A 24805-nucleotide genomic window follows, 5' to 3' on the forward strand; every position below is an offset into this window, starting at 1 on the left:
CACGGCCCGCTCGCCCCCCGAGGAGCGCCCATGTCCCAGGATCCTCAACTGATCGGCCCCTACCGGCTGCTCGAACGGATCGGCAGGGGCGGTATGGGCACCGTCTACCTCGCCGAGGACGCCATGGGCATGCGCGTCGCCGTCAAGGTGATCAACACCGAGCTGGCCGGCGAGGCGTCCTTCCGGGAGCGGTTCCACCGCGAGGTGACGGCGGCGCGCAGCGTCCGCAGGTTCTGCACCGCGAGCGTGCTCGACGCGAACCTGGACGCCGACCCGCTCTACGTCGTCACCGAGTACGTCGACGGCCCGAACCTCGACGACCACATCAGGCTGTCGGGACCGATGCGCGGCTCGACGCTGGAGCACCTGGCCGTCGGGGTCGCGACCGCGCTGGCGGCGATCCACGGCGCGGGCATCGTGCACCGCGACCTCAAGCCGGGCAACGTGCTGCTGTCGCAGCTCGGACCGCGCGTCATCGACTTCGGCATCGCGCGCGCGCTCGACACGACCTCCAACGCGACCCGGACGGGCACGTTCGTCGGCACGCCCGCCTACATGGCGCCCGAGGTGATCCGGGGCGAGGAGGCAACTCCCGCCGCCGACATCTGGGCGTGGGGCTGCGTGGTGGCCTTCGCGGGCACCGGCGTCGCGCCCTACGCCGCGTCGAACGTCCCGGCGATCCTCTACCAGGTCACCCAGGGCGAGCCGAACCTCGACGGCCTCGACCCCGCGGTGCTGGAACTCGTCAGGCTCGCGCTGGACCCCGACCCGGCGAAGCGGCCGAGCGCCCAGCGGCTGCTGGAGATGCTCACGGGGCAGCAGGGCGCGGACCCCGCGCGGGTCGCGCCGACGGTCGAGGCGGCCGTGTGGCCGACCGGACCGACCGTGCACGACGCGCCCGCGGGGGCCCTCGCGACGGCTCCGCCGCAGGCTGAGCCGCAGCACGCGTGGTCGATGCTGCCGCCGCCGTCGCCCCCGCCCGTCGAGGGCGCGCCGCCAGGCACAACGGCGGTCAAGCGGCGGGGCCGCGGCCACCGCCGCTACCTCCTGGTCGGCGCGGGGACGGCCCTCGTCGCGGTGGCGGCCGGGGCGGTCCTGGTGAGCAGGGGAAGCGGCGTCCCGGAATCCGTCGAGGACTGGAGCGACGATTTCGCCGGGGTCACCAAGACCTGGAACGACGACTACGACAAGAATCGCGCCTACAACGACGGCGCCTACCGGATCCAGACCGACGAGTACGACCTGGTGCTCCAGTCGCTCGCGCCGGTGAAGGAGGTGCCCCAGCGCTCGCTGCTGGCGGTCGACCTCAAGACGTCCGGCAAGCCCAGCGCGCTGACCGGGCTCGTCTGCCTCGCGCCGAACACCACCCAGGTCGACGGCTACCAGTTCCTTCTGCGCACGGACGGCACACGAGCGGTGCTGCGCCGCGTCGTCTACCCGGACGGCGCGAGCGGGCCGAGCCCCAAGGAACTGGAGAGGTCCGACGACGTCCCGGGCTTCGACGTGGGCAAGACCAACCGGATCCAGGCCGCGTGCGAGGCCGACCCGGAGGCGGGCACCGTCCGGCTGCGCCTATGGGTCGACGGCGACCTCGTGCTGGAGCACCTCGACGAGGAGACCCCGCTCCTGACCGGCCAGGTGGGCCTGATCGCGATGCAGGACAACTGGGATGTGTCGGTTGTCGCGGACTTCGACAACTTCGAGATCCGCGAGATCCGCGATTAGGCGTTCCGGCACCGTCTCCGGAACCCTGGCTGCGGCCCGCGCGCGGAACGGGCCGGCACGACGAGGTCATGCGCCCGTTCCGCGCGCGGGCCGAGAAGTCCTAGGCGTCGACGAGGCCGCGGATGGCCTTGAGGGTCGGCTCGTCCTTGACGCCCGCGACGAGCAGGGTCGTCACGGGGCTGGCCTTCCACAGCTCAAGGCGTTCGGCGATGCGCTCCAGCGGGCCGAGCAGCGAGATCGAGTCGGCGAGTTCGTCGGGCACCGCCTTGATGGCCTCGTCTCGGCGGCCCGCCAGGAACAGCTTCTGGACGTGCGCGGCCTCCTCGGCGTAGCCGAGCCGGCCGATGAGGTCGAGGTGGAAGTTCTCGTCCTTGGCGCCCATGCCGCCGATGTAGAACGCCAGGGGCACCTTCGCCCACGCCAGGGCCTGCTCCAGCGGCGCCACCACCGTGGTGACGGTGGCGGTGATCTCGAATCCGGGCTTGCGGCCCGCCAGGGACGCCCCGAAGACGTCGTCGATCTTCTCGGGGTCGCAGAACAGGGGGAGCCACCCGTCGGCCAGTTCGGCGGCCAGAGCGACGTTCTTCGGGCCTTCGGCGCCCAGGTAGACGGGGATGTCGGGGCGCAGCGGCCGGGTGATGGACTTCAGCGGCTTGCCGAGGCCCGCACCGCCCGGATAAGGCAGCGGGTAGTGCGGGCCGTCGTTGACGACGGGTGCTTCGCGCGCCCAGATGTCGCGCACGATGCGCAGGTACTCGCGGGTCCGGGCCAGCGGCCGGGGGAACGGTACGCCGTACCATCCCTCCACGACCTGCGGGCCGGACGCCCCGAGGCCCAGGATCAGCCGACCGCCGGACAACGCGTCCAAGGTGAGCGCGTGCATGGCCGTCGCGGCGGGGGTCCGGGCGGACAACTGCACCACCGCGGTGCCCAGCTTGATGCGCGACGTGCGCGCGCCGTACCAGGCGAGGGCGGTGAAGGCGTCCGATCCGTACGCCTCGGCGGTGAACACCGAGTCGTACCCCTGCCGCTCCGCGGCGAGCACCGTCTCGGTGGCGTCCTCCGGGTCGCGCTGCCAGTAGCCGACGTTGATCCCGAGCTTCACGTGTCCTACCTCCAGATGACCCCGATGACCGCAGTCTGGAGACTAGAACACGTTCCAGTTATTCTGAAAGCCCCCGAAGGAGACCGGTGAATCCGGCGGGGGACAACGCCACGGTCGGGAGGCCTGGGTTCTTGGAGTCGCGGATCGCCCGCGCTCCGTCGGGGAGTGCGGCGACCTCGACGCACTGGTCTCCACTGCCGCTGTGCGAGGACTTGCGCCAGATGAGCTGAGCCACGGATTTACTCCTTAGCCGCCTCGGCCAGCAGCCGGACGGATTCTGCGGGGGAAAGCGCCTCGTCTTCGATGCGCTCGAACCGGGTTCTGTGTTGGGTTATTGCCTCTGCGCTCTCCACGTACACGTCACCCATGGTGCCTTCGACGTAGGCGATATCGGGGTCTGCGGCGTCCTGGAACGACAGAATGGTGAATCGGCCGTCGAGCCCGGCATGGGCCCCGGAGGCATACGGCATCACCTGGACCGTGACGTTCGGGCGGTCCGCCGCGGTCACGAGGGCGAGCAGTTGCTCCCGTATGACGGAGTCGCCGCCTATCGGCCGGCGTATCGCCGACTCGTCAAGGATGACGTGCAGATGCGGGGCGTCTTCCCGGTCCAGAAGGGCTTGGCGTTGCTTGCGCGCGTGGATCCTGCGGTCGATGTCGGCCTTCGACGGCAGGAACCGGCCCGCGGTGATCACCGCCCGCATGTAGTCCTCGGTCTGGAGCAATCCGTGGACGAGCTGGGAGTCCCAGTTGCGGATCTCCGAGGACTCGTCCTCCAAACCGACATAGGAACCGCTGAAGACGTCCACGTAGGCCGTCCACCAGCCCATCTGGCGGGCTTCGCGGGAAAGGGTGAGCAATGCGTCCCGATCGGGGCTGGACACCCCGTACAGGTCCAGGAGTTCGGCGACGTCGCGCGGCCGTGTCTGGCCGGTCTCGAGGCGGGACACGGTCGCGCGCGACCAGCCCAGCCGGTCGGCGACGTCTTGCAGGGTGAGGCCTTGGTTCTCGCGAAGGCGTCGGAGTTCGCGCGCCAAGCGGCGCCCTCGTACGGTCGGACGGTAAGTCATAGGGACGAGTCTGCTGTGGACTTGCGTTTACGTACATAAGAAACCAAGAATCTTCGCGAACTCTGTTGCAACGGTGAGATTCCCACGACAGCCTAACCATCGTGACTGTTCGGGAACGCCGAGTGTTCGGCGCTCCGCTGAGCCCCGGCGAAAGGGCGGTTGTGGAGCTGGCAAGGGACCTGGGACGCACCTGGGCATGGACGCTGCCGACGGACGCGACCTGCGCGAGGGCGGCCCGAAGACTGGTCCGGCAGACCCTGGCGGAGCTGGGCGTCGGCGACGAGGCGGTGGACGACGCGGGGCTCATGGTGAGCGAGTTGGCGACCAACGCGCACCAGCACGCGGCCGACCACGCGCCGCACGAACTCTGGATCTCCTGCCTCGACGAGTTCGAGTTCTCCTGCGCGGTGTTCGACGCCCTGCCGACCCGTGATCTTCCGCTGGAGGTCGGCCGCGCCGACTTCGGCAGAGGGCTCAGCATCGTCGCCGAGCTGAGCAAAGGCCGCTGGGGCACCGAGGCGGCGCGGGCGCGGCTCGATCCCCGGGTGGCGGGCAAGGCGATCTGGTTCAGCTGCCCCCGTTAATGCGAACTTTTTACGTGTAAGTGATCTTTCCGGCCTCCATGGTGTCGGGAGTCCGGTTCGGGGGCTTCTCGTGGTCGCTCGAGGCTTGTGGGATGCTCTTCCCGGCGTGTCCTTGAGGAACCCGGTGCGAATCCGGGGCTGTCCCGCAACTGTGACCGGCGTTCTCCGCCGGGAGCCAGGAACTCCGGCCGCCGTGCTCAGTTCACCCGATCGGGCGAGGAAACCCGAGGGAAGGACGCCGTGCCGTCACACCGGTTCGCCGCGTATCCGTTCAGCGCCGTCGTCGGCATGGCCGACCTCAAGCTCGCGCTGCTGCTCAACGCCGTCTCACCCGCCGTGGGCGGGGTCCTCGTCCGGGGGGAGAAGGGCACGGCCAAGTCGACCGTCGTGCGCGCGCTGGCCGCGCTGCTGCCCGGCCTGCCCGCCGTCGAAGGCTGCCGCTTCTCCTGCGATCCCGCGGCGCCCGACCCCGAATGCCCCGACGGCCCCCACGACGCGCCCGCCGCCGTGGAGCGCCCGGCCCGGCTCGTCGAACTGCCCGTCGGCGCCTCGGAGGACCGCCTCACCGGCTCGCTGGACCTGGAGCGCGCGCTCACCGAGGGCGTCCGGGCCTACGAGCCCGGCCTGCTCGCCGCCGCGCACCGGGGCGTGCTCTACGTCGACGAGGTCAACCTGCTGCACGACCACCTCGTGGACCTCCTCCTGGACGCCGCCGCGATGGGCCGCGCGTTCGTCGAGCGCGAAGGGGTCTCGGTGCGGCACGCCGCCAGGTTCCTCCTGGTCGGCACCATGAACCCCGAAGAGGGGGAACTGCGGCCGCAGCTCCTCGACAGGTTCGGGCTGACCGTCGAGGCCGCGGCCACCCGCGACCCCGCCGAGCGGGCCGAGGTGGTGCGGCGAAGGCTGGCCTACGAAGCCGACCCCGAAGGCTTCGCGCTGTCCTACCGGGAGCAGGAGGAGGCGCTCAGCGCGCGGGTCGCCGCCGCGCGGGCGCTGCTGCCCGAGGTGGTGCTCGGCGACGCCGCGCTCGGCGCGATCACCGCGATCTGCGCGGGCTTCGACGTCGACGGGCTGCGCGCCGACCTCGTCACCGCCCGGACGGCGCTGGCCCTCGCCGCCTGGGACGGGCGGCGCGAGGTCGGCGAGGACGACGTGCGCGCCGCCGTCCGGCTCGCCCTGCCGCACCGCCGCCGCCGCGACCCGTTCGACGTCCCCGGCCTCGACGAGCAGCGCCTTGAGGAACTGCTGGAGGAGAACTCCTTCACGCCCGACGACGATCCCGATCCGTCGGGTGGAGGCGCGCCGCCGGAGGCCGAAGGGCCGGAGCCGCAAGACGGGCCGGCCGGAGACGCCGAAGGGCAGGACGGACAGGGTGGGCAGGACGGACAGGGCGAAGGCGCTCCGGTGCCCGTCCCTCAGCAGTCGTCGGCGGGGCGGCCCTTCCGGCCGAAGCTCTTCACCGTGGACGGGGTCGGGGAAGGCGCGCCGGGGCGCAGGTCCAAGGCACGCGGTACCACCGGGCGCGTGACGGGCGCCGTACCGGAAGGCTCAGGGCCGATCCACCTGACGGCCACCCTGCGGGCCGCGGCTCCGCACCAGAAGGCGCGTGGCCGTAGCGGTCCCGGACTCACCGTGTCGGGACAGGACGTCAGGAAAGCCGTTCGGGAGGGCCGCGAAGGCAACCTCGTGCTCTTCGTCGTCGACGCCAGCGGCTCCATGGCGGCGCGCAAGCGCATGTCGGAGGTGAAGACCGCCGTGCTGTCCCTCCTGCTGGACGCCTACCAGCGGCGCGACAAGGTGGGGCTGGTGACCTTCCGGGGGACCGGCGCCGACCTCGCGCTGCCGCCCACGTCCTCGGTGGAGGCCGGGGCGCGGCGGCTGGAGCGGATGCCGACCGGCGGGCGCACCCCGCTGGCCGCGGGCCTGGACCGGGCCGCGCGGGTGCTGCGGACCGAGGCGCTGCGCGACCCGTCGCGGCGGCCCCTCGTCGTCGTCGTCACCGACGGCCGCGCCACGCACGGGCCCGACCCGCTGACGGTCGCGCCGGCCTTCGCCGGGGTGCGGACGGTCGTGGTGGACTGCGAAAGCGGCCCGGTAAGGCTCGGGCTCGCCTCCGAACTCGCCAGGGCCCTCGAAGCCGAACTCGTTCCTTTGACAGGCGTGGGATCCCTCGCCGGAGTCGTCCGAGAGATGCGGAGGGCGGGCTGATGCCGCAGGGCAACCCGGAGAACGTGCCCGAAGACGGCCTCACCACGCGGCAGCGCCGTACGCAGCCGCTGCTGATCGTGCACACCGGCCCAGGCAAGGGCAAGTCGACGGCTGCGTTCGGGCTGGCGCTGCGCGCCTGGAACCAGGGCTGGCCGATCGGGGTGTTCCAGTTCGTGAAGTCGGCCAAGTGGCGGATCGGCGAGGAGAAGGCGCTGCTCGCCCTCGGCGCCTCCGGCGAAGGCGCTCCCGTGGACTGGTTCAAGATGGGCGAGGGCTGGTCGTGGATCCAGCGGCCGGGCCGCGAGGCCGACCACGCCGCCGACGCGCGGGAGGGCTGGGCGCGGATCAAGGCCGACCTCGCCGCCGAGAAGTACGGGCTGTACGTCCTCGACGAGTTCACCTACCCGATGAAGTGGGGGTGGATCGACGTCGACGACGTCGTCGCGACGCTCGCCGCCCGGCCGGGCCGCCAGCACGTCGTCGTCACCGGCAGGGACGCCGACCCGCGCCTGGTGGAGGCCGCCGACCTCGTCACCGAGATGGCGAAGGTCAAGCACCCGATGGACCGGGGGCAGAAGGGGCAGAGGGGCATCGAATGGTGATCCCCAGGCTCGTCGTGGCCGCCGCGTCCTCGGGCGCGGGCAAGACGACGGTCGCGACCGGCCTCATGGCCGCGCTCAGCGCGCGCGGCCTCGCCGTCTCCCCGCACAAGGTGGGCCCCGACTACATCGACCCCGGCTACCACGCCCTCGCGACCGGGAGGCCGGGCCGCAACCTCGACCCGTTCCTCACCGCCGAGGAGGCCGTCGCGCCGCTGTTCCGGCACGCCGCCGACGGCTGCGACGTCGCGGTCGTCGAAGGGGTCATGGGGCTGTTCGACGGGGTGACGGGAGGCGGCGACTTCGCTTCCACCGCGCACGTGGCCCGGCTGCTCAAGGCGCCCGTGGTGCTCGTCGTGGACTGTGCCTCGGCGGGGCGGTCCGTCGCGGCGGTCGTGCACGGGTTCATGACGTTCGACTCCGGCGGGCCGGGAAGGGCCAGGATCGGCGGGGTCGTCCTCAACCGGATCGGCACCGACCGGCACGAGGAGATCTGCCGGGAGGCCATGGCGGAGCTGGGCGTGCCCGTCCTGGGCGTCCTGCGGCGCCGGGAGGACCTGGCGGCCCCGTCGCGGCATCTCGGCCTCATCCCGGTCGCCGAGCGGCGTCCGGACGCGCTGGACGCGGTCCGGCGCCTGGGCGCCGCCATCGAGGCGTCCTGCGACCTCGACGCGCTGCTCGCGCTCGCCCGGACCGCGCCGCCGCTGGACGCCGACGCGTGGGAGCCGGGCGCGGAGGTCGCGCGGGTGGCGGACGACGAGCCCGTCATCGCCGTCGCCGGAGGCTCCGCCTTCACCTTCGGGTACGCCGAGCAGAGCGAACTCCTGGAGGCGGCGGGCGCGCGCGTCGTCTCCTTCGACCCGCTGCGCGACCAGGACCTTCCCCCGGGCGCACGCGGGCTCGTCATCGGCGGCGGCTTCCCCGAGATGTACGCGGCAGAACTCGGCGGCAACAAACGGCTCATGGACACGATCGCCGCCTTCACCGGCCCGGTCTACGCCGAATGCGCGGGGATGCTCTACCTGGCCGGAGAACTGGACGGGGTCGCCATGTGCGGCGTGCTGGAGGCGACCGCGGCGATGACCCCGAAGCTGACCCTCGGCTACCGGCGTGCCGTCGCCGTCGCCGACTCGGCCCTCACACGGGTGGGGGAGCGGGTGCGCGGGCATGAGTTCCACCGGACCGCGATGACGCCCCCGCGAGGCGGTACCCCCGCCTGGCAGTGGACCGCCGAAGGCCCCGAGGGATTCGTCCAGGGACGCGTCTTCGCCTCCTACCTTCACCTGCACTGGGCGGGCAACCCCCGGATGGCGGAAAGGCTCGTGGCGGCATGCGCGTGACCGTGATCGGCCTGGACGGCGGCCCTCTCGACCCGGAGGCGCAGCGGCGCCTTGAGGAGGCGACCCTCGTCGTCGGAGGGGCCCGCAACATCGCCGACGCCCCTGGCGTCCCCTCCGAGGTGCCGACCCATGTCCTCGGCCCTCTGGAGCCGGCCTTGGACGCGATCGGCGCACACGAAGGCGACACCGTGGTCCTGGCCAGCGGTGATCCCGGATTCTTCGGGATCGTCCGGGCGCTGCGGGAGCGGGGACATGCCCTGGATGTCTTCCCTGCGCGTTCCTCCGTGACCCTCGCCTTCGCCCGAGCGGGCATGTCGTGGGACGACGCCCTCGTGGTGTCCGCGCACGGCAGGGACCTCCGCAGGGCGGTCAACGCCTGCCGGGCGCACCCCAAGGTCGCGGTGCTGACCGCGCCCGGAGCCGGGCCCGCCGAACTCGGCAGGGAACTGCATCCGCAGACACCGCGCGCGTTCGTCGTCTGCGAGAACCTCGGGAGCGCGCAGGAAAGGGTGGTGCGCGTCCGGCCCGCCGAAGCCACCACCCGGCCTTGGAACGACCCGAACGTCGTCATCGTCTACGACCCGCGCAGACCCGCCGGGCCGCCCGGATGGATCGCGGGGGCACGGCCGGGCCCGGACGGCTGGGGCCTGCCCGAGACGGAGTTCGAGCACCGGAACGGCCAGATCACCAAGGCCGAGGTGCGCGCCCACGTCCTCGGCAGGATCGGACCGCGCGTCGGCGACCTCGTCTGGGACATCGGCGCGGGCAGCGGTTCGGTCGGCATCGAGTGCGCCAGGCTCGGTGCGGCAGTGGTCGCGGTGGAGCGCGACGAGGAGTCCTGCGAGCGGATCCGCCGCAACGTGCGGCGGCACGGCGTGAAGGTCGCGGTGTCGCGCGGGACCGCGCCCGATGTGCTCGACCACCTCCCCGTGCCGGACGCGATCTTCGTCGGAGGAGGAGGCTTGGCGACGATCCAGGCGTGCGCCCCTCGCGCGTTGAGGGCCGTGGTCGTCTCCTTGGCCGCCGTCGAGCGGGTGGCCCCCGTCCTCGCGCTTCTGAAGGCCGAGGGGTACGCCGCCGAGGCCGTCCAGCTCTCGGCGGCCCGTTTCACGCCCCTCCCCGACGGGACCCACCGGCTCCAGCCCACGAACCCCGTCTTCGTCGTCTCCGGAGCCCGCTGAAGGTGACGGAACTCACGCCGACCGAAGGCGGCCCGGCGTACGTGCTCGGCGTAGGAGCACGCAGGGGAGTCTCCTTCCAAGAGGTCGACTCGCTGGTCCTCCAGGTTCTCGCCGAAGCCGGCGTGCGCGGGTCCCAGGTGATCGCGCTGGCGACCGTCGAAGCCAAGGCCCGCGAACCTGCCCTCCGCGCCCTCGCGGCGAACCGCGGCTGGAATATGTTGATCTTTCCGGCGGCTACCCTGGCCCGTGTGCACGATGCACAGACCTCGGAGACGGTTTTGAAGGCCGTCGGCACGCCCAGCGTCGCCGAAGCCGCCGCCCTGTTGGGCGCGGCGGGGCCCCACGTGCGGGACCCGTGCGGAGCGCCGCGGGCAGGGGAGCGCGGGAAGGGCCGGAAGGACCTCGGGGGCGGGGTGCTGGTCGTGCCCAAGAGGCGGTCGGTACGGGCTACGGTGGCATTGGCTCGGGTTAGGGAGGAAAAAGGATGAACGTGCGGCAGCCGCACCCGATCGAGGTCGCCTCGTACGAGATCCTCCGGTCCCGGGTTGACTTGTCGCCGATGCCGCCGCTGTGGCGCGCGGTGGCCGAGCGGGTCATCCACGCGAGCGCGGACCTGGAGTACGCGGTCGACCTCGTGACCGACGAGCGGCACCTGCGCCGCGGATACGACGCGCTGCGCGCGGGGGCCCCGATCGTCACGGATGTGCCCGCGGTCGCTGCGGGGATCACCGAGCGGCCGTCGGTCTGCCCCATCGACGACCCGGCCGCCGTCCGGATGGCCAAGGCCGCCGGGATCACCAGGTCGGCCGCCGCGGTGCGCCTCGCCTACTCCGAGGTCGGCCCCGGCGCGGTGTGGGTCATCGGCAGTGCCGCCAGCGCGCTTGAGGAGCTCATCCTTCGCGGGGTGCGGCCCAGCCTCGTCATCGGGCTGCCCGTCGGGTTCGTCGGCGCCGCCGAGGCCAAGGCGAAGCTGCGCGGCAGCGGCCTGCCCCAGGTCAGCAACGTGACCGAGAAGGGCGGCGCCGGCGTCGCCGCCGCAGCCGCCAACGCCCTGCTCTACTTCCAAGGCTGAGCGGTGCCCGAATCCCCCATCCCCGAGCCTCCCGAAATCCCCGAGCCGGATCTTTCGCATCATGGGGATGCGGAGGTGGGCGTCGGGCTTGTCGACTTCGCCGTCAATGTGCGGGCCGGGACGCCGCCGCCGTGGCTCGCCGAGATCGTCCGTGAGTCCCTCGGCGGGCTTGCCGCCTATCCCGATGGGAGGCGTGCCCGGGAGGCCGTCGCGCGGCGGCACGGGCGGCCCGTGCGCGAGGTGCTGCTGACCTCGGGCGCGGCCGAGGCGTTCGTGCTGTTCGCCCGGGTCCTGCGGCCGCGCCGCGCGGTCGTGGTGCACCCGCAGTTCACCGAGCCCGAGGCGGCGCTGCGCGCGGCCGGCCACCCCGTGGACCGGGTCGTCCTGGACGGCGCGTTCACGTTCGATCCGGAGGCCGTGCCCGCCGACGCGGACCTCGTCGTCATCGGCAACCCCACCAATCCGACCTCCGTGCTGCATCCCGCCGCGGCGATCCGCGCGCTGCTGCGGCCCGGCCGCACCGTCGTCGTGGACGAGGCGTTCATGGACTGCGTGCCCGGCGAGCCCGAGAGCCTCGCGGAGGACTCCCGCCTCGTCGTCCTGCGCAGCCTCACCAAGACGTGGGGGCTCGCGGGACTGCGCGCCGGATACGTGCTCGGCCCTGCGGAGCTGATCGCCGCGCTGGAGGCGGCGCAGCCCCTGTGGGCCGTCTCCACGCCCGCGCTCGCCGCGATCGAGGCCTGTATGGGAGAGCGCGCGCACGCGGAGGCCGACTCCTGGGCGAAGGACCTCACCCGACAGCGCGAGCACCTCGCGGACGGGTTGCGCGCCCTCGGCCTGCACGTGGTCCCTGGGGCCCGTGCCTCCTTCCTCTGCGTACGGGCGGGCGAAGGCGTCCGGGACGCTCTGCGTGAGCGCGGCATCGCCGTAAGGCGCGGCGACACCTTTCCGGGCCTCGGACCCGACTGGATCCGGATCGCCGTCCGGGACGCCGCCGCGACCCGCGGGCTGCTCGCCGCACTCGCCGAGGTGCTGCCGGACTCCCACGGGCTCGCCGAGCGGTCGGGCTCCGCCGCACCCTCCGGCGCGGTCCCTTCATTGCCGGATTCTTCCGAGAACGTCACGATCATGGGCTGACGGGCCCTTGTGGTGAGTCCGAGCACTCGGGCCGAGTACCTTTGTCCCAACGGATTGACCGGCCGATGGCCGCCGCAGCCGCCGACTTGATTTTCAGTAGATGGGAATGCCCGCCGGTGCCGCCTTATCTTCTGGGGCTACGCCTCGCAGGCCGCCGCGTCGTCGTCGTGGGTGGCGGCAGGGTGGCGCAGCGCCGCGTGCCCACCCTCCTGGCCGCCGGGGCCTCCGTCGTCCTCGTGGCCCCCGAGATCACCCCCTCGCTGGAAGGCCTCCGCGAGGAGCTGACCTGGCACGCGCGGACCTACCGGACCGGCGACCTCGACGGGGCCTGGCTCGTCCAGGCCTGCACCGACGACCACGCCGTCAACGGACGGGTCGCCGCGGACGCCGAGGCCGCCCACATCTGGTGCGTCCGCGCCGACGACGCCGAGGCCTCCGCCGCCTGGACCCCCGCCACCGGGTACGTCGGCGAGACGACCGTCGGCGTCACCAGCGACGGGGACCCGACCCGCTCGGCCGGCATCCGCGACGCGATCGTCGACGGCCTGCGCGACGCCACCCTGAAGGCCCGGCACTCCCGGCACAAGCCCGTGGGCGTGGCCCTCGTCGGCGGCGGCCCGGGCGACCCCGGACTGATCACCGTGCGCGGAAGGCAACTCCTCGCCCAGGCCGACGTGGTGGTCACCGACCGCCTCGGCCCCCGCACCCTCCTGGACGAGCTCGCCCCCGGCGTCGAGGTGATCGACGCCGCCAAGATCCCCTACGGCAGGGCGATCCTCCAGGAGAAGATCAACGAACTGCTCGTCGAGCACGCCAAGCAAGGCAAGTTCGTGGTCCGCCTCAAGGGAGGCGACAACTTCGTCTTCGGGCGCGGAGGCGAAGAGGCCATCTACTGCGCCCAGCACGGAGTGCCCGTCACGGTCGTCCCCGGCATCAGCAGCTCCATCGCCGCCCCGGCGTCCGTAGGCATCCCGGTCACCCACCGGGGCGTCTCCCAGGAGTTCCACGTCGTCTCCGCGCACGTGCCACCCGGGCACCCGGACTCGACCGTCGACTGGGAGGCCCTCGCGCGGAACGGGGGCACTCTCGTCCTGATGATGGCGGTCGAGCGGATGCGCCTGATAGCGGACGCTCTCATGCGCTATGGTCGATCGACTGACACACCCGTGGCCGTCGTCCAGGACGGCACACTCCCCGGCCAGCGAGCGGTCTTCGCCTCGCTCGGCACCGTGGCGGACGAGATGGCGGCGAGCGGGGTGCGGCCACCGGCGATCGTGGTCGTCGGAGACGTCGTACGCGTGGCAGCACAGATCGGCAATCTTTCGGCGGATATAGGGCGGGATCCGTGACCTCCCCGGCGGACCAGAGCGCATGGCGCGACGAGTTGATCTCCGCGCCGCCCGAAGGGCCGGTCCCCTTGGGCCGGGTTCTGGTCGATCTGCGCGACCAGATAGACGCCCTGCGGTTCACCCTCGACGTCCCCGGCGCCGCCGAGGCGGCGCTGGCCGCCCGGGAGATGCGCGACCAGCTCGAGGACTACGTCCTGCCCCGCGTGCGGGCCGCGGCGACGCCGCTCCTCGCGGTCTTGGGCGGCTCCACCGGCGCGGGCAAGTCGACCCTGGTGAACTCCCTGGTGGGCTCGCGGGTGTCCGGCACCGGCGTCCTGCGCCCCACCACGTCCAGCCCCATCCTGGTGTGCCATCCGGACAACTTCGACTGGTTCATGGGCACCGAGGAGCGGCCCCCAGGCGTCCTGCCGACCATGGGCCGGGTCGAGGGGCCCGCCCCCGACGCCGTCGTCGGCGACCAGCTCGTGGTGATCCGCACCGAGGCCGTCCCCCGCGGCCTGGCGGTGCTGGACAGCCCCGACTTCGACTCGCTGTTCGAGGACCACTTCGAGTTCGCGACCAAGCTCATGGCCGCGGCCGACCTGTGGATCTGCGTCACCACCGCCGCCCGCTACGCCGACGCCCAGGTCTGGAAGATGCTGGAGCGCGCGCGCGAGCAGGGCGCCACCCTCGGCGTCGTCCTCTCGCGGGTGGCCGGCGGCGGTGGGGAGGAGATCGCCGAGCACTTCGCGGAGATGCTCGACGACCGTGGCTTCGGCGCCGCGCCCCGGTTCACCATCCCCGAGACGGTGATCACCGAGTCGCGCCTCCCCGAGGAGGACATCGCGGAGATCCGGGCGTGGCTGATGGAGCTCGTCGACGACGTCGAGGCCCGCGACGAGGTCATCGCCGAGACCCTCGGCGGCGTCCTGGACAGCTTCCGCACCCGTGTCCCGCAGCTCGCCAAGCAGATCGAGGAGCAGGTCGACCGGCGCGACGTGCTCGCCCGCGAGGTCGAGTCCGCCTACTCCACCGCACTCGCCGAACTCGACGAGGCCACCCGCAACGGAGCCCTGCTCCAGGGCGAGGTCCTCGCGCGCTGGCAGGACTTCGCCGGGACCGGCGACCTCCTGCGCACCCTGCACCTGCGCGGCCGGGCCAAGGAGGCCAAGGGCTCCTCCCGGCGGCGCTACTCCGCGCCGCGTGTACGCGCGCTGAAGAGCGCGCTGCGCTCGGGCCTGGAGTCCCTCATCCTCGCCGGCGCCGAACAGGGCGCGGAGCAGGCCGTCGTCCGCTGGCAGGCCGACCCGGCGGGCGTGCACGTCCTCGGCGACGCGGCCGGGCAGCTCGGACACGTCTCGCCCGAGTTGTCGCGGCGGATCACCCGTGCGGTCAGCGGCTGGCAGGACCACGTCCTGGAGCTGGTGCGCACCCACGGGGTGATCAAGCGGTCCATCGCCAAGCTCGTCTCGTTCGACGAGGAGGCCCTGTCCGTCGTCCTGATGGTCGGGATCTTCGGTTACGGGACCAGCGACGTCGTGGTCGAGGGCGGTACCAGCGCGGTGCCGCAGCGACTGCTGAAGTCCCTGTTCGGGCCCGAGTCGCTGCGCGGGATGAGCGCCAAGGCCAAGGCCGATCTGCGCAGCCGCATCACCATGCTGTTCGACGAGGAGAGCCTGCGCTTCAGCCAGGCCCTCGACCAGGCCGACATCCCCGACGAGAGCCTGGCCGTCGCCCTCTACCAGGCCACCTACAACCTGGAGGTCGCCCGGTGACCGACCCGGACGAGGTCCGCGAGCCCGCTTCCCCGCAGCCCCCGCCCAAGGACGACCCCCTGACGAGCGCCGACTTCGGTCCCCGCGGTCTCAAGCTCGCCCAGGGCGAGGCCGCTCCGGAGGACGGGCCGCAGGTGCCGTCACCCGCGCCGGCCCCGGACGACGATCCGCTCACCACCGGCGACTTCGGTCCCGGGGGGCTCCGCTCGGCCTGGCCCGCGCCGCCCGGCGCGCAGCCCTCGGATGAGTCCGGGCCCGGCGACGGGCGGGAGCCGGAGGACGCCGCCACCGACGTCGACAGAGCGGACACCGAGGCCGAGGACTTCGCCGCACGGGCGCTGCGCGCTCCCGTCGCCGAGGAGGATCCGCTGGGCGCGACCGGACCGCGCGGCCGCCGAGGCAGGTCGGCCTCCCCGCGCCGAGCGCTTCCGGGCGACGACGACCCGCTGACGAGCGCCGAGTACCGGGTCCCCCGGGCGTCCGAGCTGGCCGCCCTGCTGGAGGTCAAGGCCGAGGACACCGCCGGACCCCGCTTCGAGGCCCCCGAGCCGGTCGGATCCGGACGTTCCACCCCGTCGACGACCCGGGACGACGAGCCCGTCGTCGGCTCGGAGACCACCAGGGACGACGAGCCTGTCGTCTCCGCTCCGGAAGGGGCCGAGGCCGAGGGCGAAGAGCCCCAGGACGATCTGCAGGACGAGGCCGCGGACGAACTCGCGGAGGACGTCCAGGTCGAGGACTCCGAGGTCGAGGACTCCGCGGAGACGGAGTCCGAGAAGACCGCGTCTGCGAAGACCGCGTCTGCGAAGACCGAGCCGAAGACGGCCGAGCCTGAGAAGGCGAAGTCCGGCAAGGCGAAGTCCGGGAAGCCGGATTCCGCGAAGGCCGCCAAGGCCGAGCCGGCCATCGCCGGGGAGCTGGGTGACCGCGTCACCGCGCTGGAGCGGCTGATCGAGCTGGGTGAGGGCCGCCTCGACGGGGCTCTGCTGGCCGAGGCCCTGGAGTTGATGGAGCGCGCGGGCGAGCGGATGCGCCTGTCCGGCGACCACACCGTCGTCACCCTCGCGGGCGGCACGGGAAGCGGCAAGTCGTCCCTGTTCAACGCCGTCTGCGGCCTTGAGCTGTCACCGACCGGTATGCGGCGGCCGATGACGTCGCTCGCGCACGCCTGCGTGTGGGGCATGGACGGCGCCGGACCCCTCCTGGACTGGCTGAACATCGACAAGAGGTTCCGCTACGCCCGCGCCAGCGCGCTGGACAGGTCCGGATCACGGGCCGAGGGATCGCTGCGCGGACTCGTCCTGATCGACCTGCCCGACCACGACTCGATCCAGGCCGCGCACCGCGCCGAGGTGGACCGCTTCACCGGCGTCGCCGACCTGCTGATCTGGGTGGTGGACCCGCAGAAGTACGCGGACGCGTCCCTGCACCACGACTACATCATCCCGTTCGCCCGGCACGCCGCCGTCACCCTGATCGTGCTCAACCAGGTGGACCGGCTCGACCCCGCCGAGGTGAAGGACTGCGTCACCGACCTGCGGCGCCTCCTGGAGGCCGAGGGGCTGAGCGACCCGCGGATCATCACCACGTCGGCCGTCGCGCGCGGCGGGGTGGACGAGCTGCGCGAGATCCTCGCCGAGACCGTCGCCGCGCAGGACGCCCGTGCGCAGCGGCTGGGCGCCGACATCGACAGGCTGATCGAGCGGTTCGAGCGGTTCGCCGGGCCCGCCGAGGCGGGGGAGATCCCCTCCGAGGTGGACGCCCCGCACGCCGAGGCGCTGCTGGACGCGCTGACGGTCGCGGCCGGTGTGCCCGCCGTCGCCGAGGCCATGCAGAGCGCGTTCGAGCTGCGCGCCGCCGACTACGTCGGCTGGCCGTTCGGGCGCTGGGCGAGCCGCTTCCGGCGGGACCCGCTGCGCATGATGCGGCTGTCGGAGCTGCGCGAGGAACTCCGCGACTCCTTCACCGGGCCGCTCGGCGCCCAGCAGGGCGGCGTGGACAGCGCGCTGCACGGTGTCACCGACGGTGTGACCGAGGACCTGCCCGGTCCGTGGCGCCTGTCGATGCGCGCCGCCGCGCGCAGCAACGCCGGACGCCTTCCCGACGCGCTCGGCTCGGCGCTGCGCGCCACAGTCCCGGAGTTCAACCAGGTGCCGCGCTGGTGGTGGCTGGTCAAGGTGTGGCAGCGGGTGCTGGTCGGCGGGACCGCTCTCGGCCTCGTGTGGACCGTGCTGCTGGCCCTCTACGGCGGCTTCGAGATCGGCGACTCGCCCAGCGCGCTGATCGGCGACCTGTCGATCCTGCCGTGGGTGCTGGTGCTCACCGGGTGCATGCTCGGAATGGGCGCGCTCACCGCGGCGGCCTGCCGGAACGTCGTGGCGCTGTCGGCCGCGCGGCACGGGGAGCGGATCGAGGCGGGCATGCGCGAGACGCTCGCGTCGGTCGCCGACGAGCTGGTGCTGCGTCCGGTGGCCGCGGAGCTCAAGGCCTACGCCGACTACCGCAGAACGGTCGAAGGCGTCCTGCGCTGACGGGCCGTGCCCGCGTTCTCGGCGGAGTTATCCACAGAACGTGATTCGGTGATCCCGGCGCGGGGTCGGCGGGTGCAGGCTGGTGTGGACGGGCCCGAGGAGCGGGCCCCGCACGCAGGGAGGCCGCAATGGACGAGGCGCTGACGACGGTGGTGGGCTGGGTGGCCAAACGCCCCCTGCTCACCCTCACCCGCAGCGGAATCCCCTTCCTGTCTTTACGGGTCGGCGTCACACCGGCCCGGTACGACCGCGCCACCGGCCGGTGGGTGAACGGCGAGCCCACGTTCTTCGGCGTCACCTGCTGGCGCGGCCTCGCCGAGAACGTCCACGCCTCCGACCTCGTGCCGGGCACCCCGGTGATCGTCCAGGGCCGCCTGCGCGTCCGCGAGTACGAGCGCGAAGGCGAACACCGCCTCTCGGTCATCCTTGAGGCCCTGGCCCTGGGCCATGACCTCAACCGAGGCACGGCCCACTTCCAACGGGTCCTGCGCACTCCGTCCACCCAGCCCGACCTCACTTTGGAGCAGGCCGCCCCACCCCACCGAGCAGATCAGGAGGACCACCCGAACGCCGCCTGACCCACCCGCCGCCCACCCGCTCCCGCCCCGCCCCGCCTCGATCCGATCCGATCCGATCCGATCCTGGCGCAGCCCGGCCAGCCCGGCCAGCCCGGCTGGGCGCGGAGGGGGCGGCGTGGGATCGGGTGGGGAGGAAGAGGGGGTGGGGTGGGGTGGGGTGGCTGGATGTGGTCAGGGGGTGGGGTCGTGGAGCGGTGGAAAGGGGGTGGGTGGGGCTGGGGAGGGAGTGGGGGTGGGCGGGGCGAGATGTGTCGAAGAACGTCACGCTTTCCGCCCCGCACAGCACGCCTTGCAACTATCGTGTTACCTAACGTGATAGGTGGCCGGGGTGGGGGAAGCATGACGGCAGTGCACCAGTCAGCCGCCGACGAGCATCGCCGCGACGGCGGGGAGCCCGGCCGGGGCCACGGGAGATCCGCCTTGCTGGGGCAGCCGCCGCAGCTGATCGCCTATGTCCTGCTGATCGTCGCCGCCTACCTCACGGTGGTGGTGTGGCAGTTCGCGACCACGGTGTTCCGGCCGTGGGACGCGCTGACCTGCGTCGCGCTCGCGCTGTGCTGCGCGGTCTGCATCGAGGCCTCCCGCCGGCTCGGGATGCCCGCGGGCGTCGCGCGCGACCTGCTCTCGGCGTGGTGGCTGCCCGCCGCCCTGCTGCTGCCGCCGATCTACGCGCTGCTGATGCCGGTGCCGATGCAGCTGCTGCTGCAGTACCGGGTGCGCCGGGCGCTCCCGCACCGCAGGGTGCTGGTCACCGCGGCGCTGGGCCTTTCGGGCGCGGCGGCGTCGGCGGTCTTCCACCGTTGGGTGCCCGAGCCGCTGGAGGCCGCGCCGCGCTGGATCGTCGACCACCAGGGGACGATCCTGGTCGCGGTCGGCTGCGCGGTGCTGTTCGCGGTGCTGAACCTGCTGATCGTGGCGGTCGCCGCGCGGGCGAGCACCCCGCGGGGCCGCTGGCGCGACGTGCTGTGGAACCGCGAGAACGTCGAACTCGACGTGGTGGAGCTGTGCCTGGGGGTGCTGGTCACGATCACCTGCGTGATCTCCCCGGCGCTGCTGCTGCTCGCGCTGCCACCCGTGGTGCTGCTCCAGCGCAGCCTCATGCACCAGCAGCTCCAGGCGGCGGCCCGCACCGACGCCAAGACGGGGCTGCTGAACGCGGGCGCCTGGCAGCGGGAGGCCGAGACGGAGCTCTCGCGGGCCGAGCGCTCGCAGGAGCCGCTCGCGGTGCTGCTGATCGACATCGACTACTTCAAGCGGGTCAACGACACCTTCGGCCACCTCACCGGCGACCAGGTCCTCGTGGCGGTCGCGACGACCCTGTGCCACCAGCTGCGGGACTACGACGTGATCGGCCGCTTCGGCGGCGAGGAGTTCGCCGTCCTGCTGCCCGGCGCCGACACGGTCGAGGCGTGCCGGGTCGCCGAGCGCCTGCGCGCCCGCGTCCGCCGCCTCGCCGTCCCCGCCGACGACACCACGGTCTCGGTGACGATCTCCGTGGGCGTCTCCCTCTACCGCACCCACGGCCAGGACCTCATAGAGCTCCTCGCCTCCGCCGACCTGGCCCTCTACCGCGCCAAGGAGTCCGGCCGCGACCGCGTCTGCCTCCCCGCCATCCGCAAATCCACCTGACACGGCGCAAGGGGGTCGGAATCATTTTGGTATGACTACCTTGAGCATCAGAATCCCCGATGAGATCCATGCGAAGGCGGCTGCGCTCGCGGCCGCAGAGCATGTCTCCATCAACTCCGTCATCGTGCAGGCGACCGAGCGCTATGTGAACGACCGTGCGCGCGAGCGGGTCGTCAACGCTGCCGTCGAGCGGGTTTTCGCCGAGAACGCCGAGCTCTTCCGAAGGCTGGCCGACACGTGATCTATCTGACGTCGGAGGAGCTGACCGCCATCAACGCCCGCCACTTGGGCAGTGGCGCGGTGCGGGACGCGGGGCTCGTCGCCTCGGCCGCGGCACGCCCGGCGACCGTCGTCTTCGGTGAGGACGCCTACCCATCGGTGGAGGAGAAGGCCGCGGCGCTGCTGCACTCCCTCATCTGCAACCACCCCTTCCTGGATGGCAACAGGCGGACGGCCTGGGCGGCCTGTCGCGTGTTCCTCTTGGTCAACGGCCATGACGGCACGCTTTCCGACGACGCGGTCTTCGACCTGGTTCTCAGGGTCGCCTCCTGCTGTTCGGAGATCGAGGCCAAGGTGCTGGCCCGTGATCTTCAGGTCGTCGCCTCCACGGCTCCCGTGTAGGCCCGGGAGACAGCAGGGTGGCTTTGAGGGCGGCGTGGGGAAGGCCTGGGACGCCATAAGGTAGAGGGCATGGCCGAGTACATCTACACGATGCAGCGTGTGCGCAAGGCGCACGGCGACAAGGTGATCCTGGACGACGTCACCTTGCACTTCCTGCCCGGGGCCAAGATCGGCGTGGTGGGTCCGAACGGTACCGGCAAGTCGACGCTCATGAAGATGATGGCCGGGATCGAGCAGCCGTCGAACGGGGACGCGCGGCTGATGCCGGGCTACACCGTCGGCATGCTCCAGCAGGAACCCCCGCTGAACGAGTCCAAGACGGTCCTGGAGAACGTCCAGGAAGGCGTCGCGGAGACCATGGGCATGCTCGCGCGGTTCAACGAGATCGCCGAGCAGATGGCGACCGACTACAGCGACGAGCTCCTCGCGGAGATGGGCAGGCTGCAGGAGCAGCTCGACCACCGCAACGCCTGGGACCTCGACTCCCAGCTGGAGCAGGCGATGGACGCCCTGCGCTGCCCGCCCGGGGACTCGCCCGTCACCGCCCTGTCCGGTGGTGAGCGCCGTCGCGTCGCGCTGTGCAAGCTGCTGCTGGAGGCGCCCGACCTCCTGCTCCTGGACGAGCCCACCAACCACCTGGACGCCGAGTCGGTGAACTGGCTGGAGTCCTACCTCGAGAAGTACGCCGGCACCGTGCTGGCGGTCACCCACGACCGGTACTTCCTGGACAACGTGGCGACCTGGATCCTGGAGCTGGACCGGGGCCGCTGCTTCCCCTACGAAGGCAACTACTCCACCTACCTCCAGAAGAAGGCCGAGCGCCTCAAGGTGGAGGGCAACAAGGACGTCAAGCGCAAGAAGCGCCTGGAGGACGAGCTGGAGTGGGTCCGCTCCAACGCCAAGGCCCGCCAGACCAAGAGCAAGGCCCGGCTCGCGCGGTACGAGGAGATGGCCTCCGAGGCCGCCAAGACCCGCAAGCTGGACTTCGAGGAGATCCAGATCCCGCCGGGCCCGCGCCTGGGCAGCACGGTGATCGTGGCCGAGCACCTGGAGAAGGCGTTCGGCGACAAGGTCCTCATGGACGACCTGACCTTCAACCTGCCGCCGAACGGCATCGTCGGCATCATCGGCCCGAACGGCGTCGGCAAGACGACCCTGTTCCGGATGATCACCGGTGAGCAGCAGCCCGACGGCGGCGCGCTGAAGATCGGCGAGACGGTCCAGATCTCCTACGTCGACCAGGGCCGCGGCGGTATCGACCCCGAGGCGAACGTGTGGCAGGTCGTCTCCGACGGCCTCGACCACATCAAGGTCGGCCAGGTCGAGATGCCGTCCCGCGCCTACGTCGCGGCGTTCGGGTTCAAGGGCCCGGACCAGCAGAAGAAGGCGGGCGTCCTGTCCGGCGGTGAGCGCAACCGCCTGAACCTGGCGCTCACCCTCAAGCAGGGCGGCAACGTGCTGCTGCTGGACGAGCCGACGAACGACCTGGACGTGGAGACCCTGTCGTCGTTGGAGAACGCGCTGCTGGAGTTCCCCGGCTGCGCCGTGATCACCTCGCACGACCGGTGGTTCCTGGACCGCATCGCCACCCACATCCTGGCGTGGGAGGGCGAGTCGCAGTGGTTCTGGTTCGAGGGCAACTTCGCCGATTACGAGAAGAACAAGATCCAGCGGATGGGCGCGGACGCGGCTCGTCCGCACCGGGTCACCTACCGCAGACTGACCCGCTAGCGACCGTGAGGGGGCCGTCCCGAGATGTCGGGGCGGCCCTTTCTGTACGATCATGCAGTTCCCGGCCCCGATACCCCCGAGGTAGGACATGGAAGACACAGCTACGCTTCCGGCAAGCGACACCTCGTACCGGCACATCTACGAGTTCCGCATTCGTTTCGGGGACATCGACTCCCAGATGCATGTGAACAACGTGAAGTTCCTCGGGTATCTGGAGGACGCGCGGCTGGAGATGTTCCACACCGACCCGGTGAAGGCCGGTCTGGAACCTGTCCGCGGCATGGTCGTCTCCCGCCACGAGATCGACTACAAGGTCCCGCTGACCGGGGTGATCCACCCCGTCCGGGTGGAGTCGTGGGTGACGGAGCTGCGGGCGGCGTCCTTCAAGCTCTCCTACGAGGTCCGCGACGACGCCAACGTCTACGCGACGGCGACCTCGACGCTGGTGGCCTTCGACGTCGAGAACGCGCGGCTGCGCCGGTACACCGCGGCCGAGCGCGAGTACATCGGCAGGTTCGTCCGCCCGTCCGGAGCCTGACGGACCGCCGGGATCCTTCCGGGAGCACCTCCGCTTCCCTTTTTTCCGGCCGGTAAAAGCGCCGGTATCGGCCGCGCCATGACGCCCGGGCCGCACCCCGGGCAGGCGTACCCTGTGGACCTCGCGATCTTGTTACTGGAGGTTCCTTGCGACGGATCATGCTGGCGCTCGCGGTGGGGTGCGGGCTCGTCCTGGGCGTGCAGGGGCAGGCCGCCGCGACCGGGTGCGTCACCCCGAACCCGCGGCCTTGCACGGGGGTGAAGGGCTGCTCTTTCGGCGGCGACCCTGAGGCCCTGTACGTCACGGTCAAGGCGGCCACCAAGAAGGGCGCTCTGGCGCGTGCGGACAAGGCGGTGGCGAACCTTCGCAAGGCCAAGGTGAAGCCCAGGGTGGTCGACGTGATCGCCCGCGCGGGCAAGCGGCAGGTCAGGTCCAAGACGTACCGGCTGCCCGGAAAGCACTGGCGGTTCTCCTACGCGAAGAACTGCTGGACGGTCGGCTGAGCGCGGCCGGGCCCCGTCGCGCGGTCGCGGGGCCCGGTCGGCGGGTCAGGTCCCGAGCCAGACCGCTCCTCCGCCCTGGATCTTGCCGTCCACGACGTCGCCCGCGGCCAGCAGCACCCGGCCGCGGAACGGCACGGGCTCGTCGCCGAAGTTGACGACGCAGGTCAGCGGCCCCCTGCGGAAGGCCAGGACGTCAGGAGAGGTGGTCTCCTCCCAGGTGACGTCGTGGGGCAGCGCGCCCCTCAGCTCCCTCCTCAGGGCCAGGGCGCGCCGGTAGAAGCCGAGCATCGAGGTGGGGTCCCCGGCCTGCTCCTCGACCGTCAGGGAGCCCCAGGAGTCCGGCTGGGGCAGCCACGACCCGCCGGGGCCGAACCCGTACGGTGGCTCCGTGCCCGCCCACGGCAGCGGCACCCGGCATCCGTCGCGGCCCTGGCCCTTGCCCTGGAAGAAGATCGGGTCCTGCCGCGCCTCGTCCGGCAGATCGAAGACCTCGGGCAGGCCCAGCTCCTCGCCCTGGTACAGGTAGGCCGAGCCGGGCAGCGCCAGGATGAACATCAGCGCGGCCCGGGACCGCTCCTCGGGCCCGTAGCGGCTGCGGTGCCGGATGACGTCGTGGTTCGACAGGACCCACGTGGGGGCCTGGCCGCTGGGGGAGGCGAGGCAGGTCTCGACGGTCTCCCGGAACGCCCGCGCCGACCAGGGCGCGAGCAGCAGGTGGAACTGGAACGCCTGGTGCAGCTCGTCCGGCCGGACGTACAGGGCGAGGTCGTCGGCCGACTCCGTCCAGACCTCGCCGACGGCCATTCGCTCGCCCGGGTAGGAGTCGAGGATCGCCCGCCAGTCCCGGTAGATCTCGTGCACCTCGGGTCGCCCGTACATGGGGCTGCCGACGGCGTGGGTGCCGAGTCCGCCGATGTCGGCGAGGCCCGGGTCCTTGAACAGCCCGGCCGCCACGTCGATGCGGAAGCCGTCGACGCCGCGGTCCAGCCAGAACCGGAGGATCCCCTCGAACTCCTTGCGGACCTCGGGGTGCCGCCAGTTCAGGTCGGGCTGGGCGGGGGTGTACAGGTGCAGATACCAGGAGCCGTCGTCGACGCGGGTCCAGGCGGGGCCGCCGAAGTTGGACCGCCAGTCGTTGGGCGGCTCGGCTCCCTCCCGGAAGATGTACCGGTCGCGGCCGCGGCCTTTCAGGGCCTCGACGAACCAGGGGTGGGCCGAGGAGGTGTGGTTGGGCACGATGTCGACGATCAGCCGGAGGCCCAGCCGGTGGGCGTCGGCGACGAGGGCGTCGAAGTCGGCGAGGGTGCCGAAGCGCGGGTCGACGTCGCGGTAGTCGGCGACGTCGTAGCCGCCGTCGGCGAGCGGCGAGGTGTAGAAGGGCGTCAGCCACAGGGCGTCGACGCCGAGTTCGGACAGGTAGGGAAGGCGGGAGCGCAGTCCTTGGAGGTCGCCCTCGCCGTCGCCGCCGGAGTCGGCGAAGCTGCGCGGGTAGACCTGGTAGACCACGGCGTCGTGCCACCAGGGGGTAGTCGTCGTCATGGGGATCGACC

Annotated in this window: 23 protein-coding genes and 1 riboswitch; of the genes, 19 read left to right on the forward strand and 4 right to left on the reverse strand. The window is 72.0% G+C overall.

The window, feature by feature from the left end; translation table 11 throughout:
• Positions 1-30 precede the first annotated feature (30 nt).
• Positions 31-1725, forward strand: a complete 1695-nt coding sequence (locus ACYVOM_RS19080; protein ID WP_460304761.1) for a serine/threonine-protein kinase — start codon at positions 31-33, stop codon at positions 1723-1725.
• Positions 1726-1825: 100 nt separating this feature from the next.
• Here ACYVOM_RS19080 and ACYVOM_RS19085 read toward each other — a convergent pair whose 3' ends face one another.
• Genes ACYVOM_RS19085 through ACYVOM_RS19095 form a run of 3 tightly spaced genes read right to left on the reverse strand, consistent with a single transcriptional unit; the run spans position 1826 to position 3867 of the window.
• Positions 1826-2830 (reverse strand): LLM class F420-dependent oxidoreductase, encoded by a 1005-nt coding sequence (locus tag ACYVOM_RS19085; protein WP_460304762.1) that lies wholly within the window; start codon positions 2828-2830, stop codon positions 1826-1828.
• A gap of 58 nt (positions 2831-2888) precedes the next feature.
• Positions 2889-3065: a DUF397 domain-containing protein gene (locus tag ACYVOM_RS19090; protein WP_460304763.1), complete on the reverse strand. Its 177-nt coding sequence runs from the start codon at positions 3063-3065 to the stop codon at positions 2889-2891.
• 4 nt (positions 3066-3069) lie between these two features.
• A complete protein-coding gene (locus tag ACYVOM_RS19095) occupies positions 3070-3867 on the reverse strand; it encodes a helix-turn-helix domain-containing protein (RefSeq protein ID WP_460304764.1) in 798 nt (265 codons plus the stop codon).
• 194 nt (positions 3868-4061) lie between these two features.
• Between ACYVOM_RS19095 and ACYVOM_RS19100 the strand changes: the two genes are divergently transcribed.
• The 18 genes from ACYVOM_RS19100 to ACYVOM_RS19185 all read left to right on the forward strand — a co-directional run bounded on the left by ACYVOM_RS19100 (position 4062) and on the right by ACYVOM_RS19185 (position 23255).
• Entirely contained in the window at positions 4062-4484 is a 423-nt protein-coding gene (locus tag ACYVOM_RS19100; protein ID WP_460304765.1) for an ATP-binding protein, read from the forward strand.
• Between the two features lie 114 nt (positions 4485-4598).
• Positions 4599-4669, forward strand: a riboswitch (cobalamin riboswitch).
• 103 nt (positions 4670-4772) lie between these two features.
• On the forward strand, positions 4773-6692 hold the full coding sequence (locus ACYVOM_RS19105; protein WP_460304866.1) for a VWA domain-containing protein: 1920 nt from the start codon (positions 4773-4775) through the stop codon (positions 6690-6692).
• Complete coding sequence (cobO, locus tag ACYVOM_RS19110; RefSeq protein ID WP_460304766.1) at positions 6692-7294, forward strand: cob(I)yrinic acid a,c-diamide adenosyltransferase; 603 nt, start codon at positions 6692-6694, stop codon at positions 7292-7294. Before ACYVOM_RS19105 ends, cobO begins: the two co-directional genes overlap by 1 nt.
• Entirely contained in the window at positions 7288-8631 is a 1344-nt protein-coding gene (locus ACYVOM_RS19115) for a cobyrinate a,c-diamide synthase (RefSeq protein WP_460304767.1), read from the forward strand. The genes cobO and ACYVOM_RS19115 overlap by 7 nt, the downstream gene beginning before the upstream one ends.
• On the forward strand, positions 8622-9812 hold the full coding sequence (gene cbiE, locus ACYVOM_RS19120) for a precorrin-6y C5,15-methyltransferase (decarboxylating) subunit CbiE (RefSeq protein WP_460304768.1): 1191 nt from the start codon (positions 8622-8624) through the stop codon (positions 9810-9812). Before ACYVOM_RS19115 ends, cbiE begins: the two co-directional genes overlap by 10 nt.
• A gap of 2 nt (positions 9813-9814) precedes the next feature.
• The gene (locus ACYVOM_RS19125; protein ID WP_460304769.1) at positions 9815-10300 is read left to right on the forward strand and encodes a cobalamin biosynthesis protein; all 486 of its coding nucleotides are present in this window, start codon (positions 9815-9817) and stop codon (positions 10298-10300) included.
• On the forward strand, positions 10297-10884 hold the full coding sequence (locus ACYVOM_RS19130; protein WP_460304770.1) for a precorrin-8X methylmutase: 588 nt from the start codon (positions 10297-10299) through the stop codon (positions 10882-10884). Before ACYVOM_RS19125 ends, ACYVOM_RS19130 begins: the two co-directional genes overlap by 4 nt.
• A gap of 18 nt (positions 10885-10902) precedes the next feature.
• Positions 10903-12021, forward strand: a complete 1119-nt coding sequence (cobC, locus tag ACYVOM_RS19135) for an Rv2231c family pyridoxal phosphate-dependent protein CobC (RefSeq protein WP_460304867.1) — start codon at positions 10903-10905, stop codon at positions 12019-12021.
• Positions 12022-12137: 116 nt separating this feature from the next.
• Positions 12138-13370, forward strand: a complete 1233-nt coding sequence (cobA, locus tag ACYVOM_RS19140) for a uroporphyrinogen-III C-methyltransferase (RefSeq protein ID WP_460304771.1) — start codon at positions 12138-12140, stop codon at positions 13368-13370.
• On the forward strand, positions 13367-15124 hold the full coding sequence (locus ACYVOM_RS19145) for a GTPase family protein (protein WP_460304772.1): 1758 nt from the start codon (positions 13367-13369) through the stop codon (positions 15122-15124). The genes cobA and ACYVOM_RS19145 overlap by 4 nt, the downstream gene beginning before the upstream one ends.
• Positions 15121-17655 (forward strand): GTPase family protein, encoded by a 2535-nt coding sequence (locus ACYVOM_RS19150; RefSeq protein WP_460304773.1) that lies wholly within the window; start codon positions 15121-15123, stop codon positions 17653-17655. Before ACYVOM_RS19145 ends, ACYVOM_RS19150 begins: the two co-directional genes overlap by 4 nt.
• A gap of 128 nt (positions 17656-17783) precedes the next feature.
• Positions 17784-18233, forward strand: a complete 450-nt coding sequence (locus tag ACYVOM_RS19155) for a single-stranded DNA-binding protein (RefSeq protein WP_460304774.1) — start codon at positions 17784-17786, stop codon at positions 18231-18233.
• A gap of 339 nt (positions 18234-18572) precedes the next feature.
• On the forward strand, positions 18573-19862 hold the full coding sequence (locus ACYVOM_RS19160; RefSeq protein WP_460304775.1) for a GGDEF domain-containing protein: 1290 nt from the start codon (positions 18573-18575) through the stop codon (positions 19860-19862).
• Between the two features lie 40 nt (positions 19863-19902).
• Positions 19903-20103, forward strand: a complete 201-nt coding sequence (locus ACYVOM_RS19165) for a YlcI/YnfO family protein (RefSeq protein ID WP_460304776.1) — start codon at positions 19903-19905, stop codon at positions 20101-20103.
• Positions 20100-20483 carry a type II toxin-antitoxin system death-on-curing family toxin gene (locus tag ACYVOM_RS19170; RefSeq protein WP_460304777.1) on the forward strand — a complete coding sequence of 128 codons (384 nt, stop codon included), beginning with the start codon at positions 20100-20102 and terminating at the stop codon, positions 20481-20483. Before ACYVOM_RS19165 ends, ACYVOM_RS19170 begins: the two co-directional genes overlap by 4 nt.
• Before the next feature lie 69 nt (positions 20484-20552).
• Positions 20553-22214, forward strand: a complete 1662-nt coding sequence (gene ettA, locus ACYVOM_RS19175) for an energy-dependent translational throttle protein EttA (protein ID WP_460304778.1) — start codon at positions 20553-20555, stop codon at positions 22212-22214.
• A gap of 88 nt (positions 22215-22302) precedes the next feature.
• Entirely contained in the window at positions 22303-22752 is a 450-nt protein-coding gene (locus ACYVOM_RS19180; RefSeq protein WP_460304779.1) for an acyl-CoA thioesterase, read from the forward strand.
• 146 nt (positions 22753-22898) lie between these two features.
• Positions 22899-23255, forward strand: a complete 357-nt coding sequence (locus ACYVOM_RS19185; RefSeq protein ID WP_460304780.1) for a hypothetical protein — start codon at positions 22899-22901, stop codon at positions 23253-23255.
• 45 nt (positions 23256-23300) lie between these two features.
• Here ACYVOM_RS19185 and ACYVOM_RS19190 read toward each other — a convergent pair whose 3' ends face one another.
• A complete protein-coding gene (locus ACYVOM_RS19190) occupies positions 23301-24794 on the reverse strand; it encodes a glycoside hydrolase family 13 protein (protein ID WP_460304781.1) in 1494 nt (497 codons plus the stop codon).
• Positions 24795-24805: the final 11 nt, after the last annotated feature.

The organism is Actinocorallia aurea, from assembly GCF_054783995.1.